Source organism: Actinomadura sp. WAC 06369 (assembly GCF_003947565.1).
Taxonomy (GTDB): domain Bacteria; phylum Actinomycetota; class Actinomycetes; order Streptosporangiales; family Streptosporangiaceae; genus Spirillospora; species Spirillospora rifamycini.
Genome location: NZ_QHJN01000357.1, coordinates 1 through 1767, shown reverse-complemented (window position 1 = coordinate 1767; position 1767 = coordinate 1). Strand labels below are relative to the sequence as shown.

Below are 1767 nucleotides of genomic sequence, written 5' to 3'. Positions count from 1 at the left end.
CCGTCCTCGACGCCGTCAGCCGCCTCCGCCGCCTCGTCGGCCGCGGGGGTGGGGAGGGGGAGGAGCCGTCCAGCACCCCGGCGGACGACGACCCCGCAGGCGACGCGGAGCCCGCCGACGAGGACTGGACGACCACCGCCACGGACGCGCCCCCGGCCGCCAACACACAGGACGCCCCCGAAGCGGAACCGGACGCCCCCACAAGCAAGTCCGCACCGCCCGGCGCGTCCGGCATCACCCCGGCCCCGCGACGTCCGAGCGAGCCCGAAGAGGCCACCGACGACGACCAGGCGTCCGGCGCCACGGCCCTCCCCGAACCGACAGCGGACGAGCCCACCGCCACCGCCAGCCAAGCCGAGGACGTCCCCGCCAGCGAGCCCGCACCACCCACCGCGTCCAGCACCACCCCGGCCCCTCAGCGTGCGACCGAGCCCCAAGAGGCCAGCAGCGACGCACAAGACGTGCCTGCAACGGCGCCACCGACCGGCGGCGGCATTCGCGCGCAAGACGACCCTGAAGACGCGCAGGCGCCCCACCACAAGACGTCCGGCCAACGAACCGCCGAAGAAGCCAGCGCGGCCATCGACGCGGACGCCGACCCTCGGGACGACGCCAACTCCGACGACTCCCAAGCGGTACCAGGCGAATTTCCGGCGCCCGGCAGCCAGGCGGAAGACGTCTCCGCGAGCGAGCCCGCGCCACCCGCCGCGTCCAGCATCACCCCGGCCCCGGAACATGCGACCGAGCCCGAAGAGACCACCGGCGACGGCCAGACGTCCGGCACCACGAGCACGGACGACAACACGCCCCTCCCCGAACCGACAGCGGACGAGCCCACCGTCGCAACCGCCAGCCAGGCCGAAGACGTCCCCGCGAGCGAGCCCGCACCGCCCGCCGCGTCCAGCATCACCCCGGCCCGGGAACGCCCGAACGAGCCCCAAGAGGCCGGCGCCGACCACCTCCCCCCGACCGGCTCGGAAACCGACGACACCGGCGACAGCCCGACGTCCGGCATCATGACCACGGACGACGACACGGCCCTCCCTGAACCGGCAGCGGACGAGACCACGGCAACCGCCAGCCAGACGGAAGACGTCTCCGCGAGCGAGCCCGCACCGCCCGCCGCGTCCGGCGCCACCCCGGCCCCGGAACGTCCGAGCGAGCCCGAAAAGGGCGCCGACGACGACCTCCCCCCGACCGGCGGCGGCATTCGCGCGCAGGACGACTCCGAAGACGCGCAGGCGCTCCACCACGAGACGTCCGGCCCACCAGCCGCCGAAGAAGAAGGCGGCGCGGCCATCGACTCGGACTTCGAGCCTCGGGACGACACCGCCGAAGCGGTACCGGACGAGCTCGCGGCAACCGGCAGCCAGGCGGAAGACGAATCCGCAGGCGAGCCGTCCCCGCCCGGCGCGTCCGGCATCACCCCGGCCCCGGAGCGTCCGAGCGAGGCCGAAGAGGGCGCCGGCGACGACCTCCCCCCGACCGGCTCGGGGAGCGGCGACACCGGCGGCCATGGCGACGCGCGGGCGCTCCGCCACGAGACGTCCGGCCTGCCAGCCGCCGAAGAAGAAGCCGGCGACGCCGCCGAGGCTGTAGCGGACGAATCCGCGGCAACCGGCGGCCAGGCGGAGGACGTCCCCGCGGGCGGGGCCGCGCCGCCTGGGGCGTCCGGCAGCGCCTCCGCCTCGGGGAGCGACAGCGGGCGGGCGCAGCCCGACGACGCCACCGGCCCCGGACGGGCGTTCGACGGCCACGGCAGTGGGG

1 protein-coding gene is annotated in these 1767 nt (G+C 76.1%); it reads left to right on the top strand.

Features of this window, described 5'->3' with window-relative positions; all coding sequences use genetic code 11:
• On the top strand, positions 1 to 1767 hold a 1767-nt coding region (locus DMH08_RS40695), incomplete at both ends, for a hypothetical protein (RefSeq protein ID WP_158642472.1).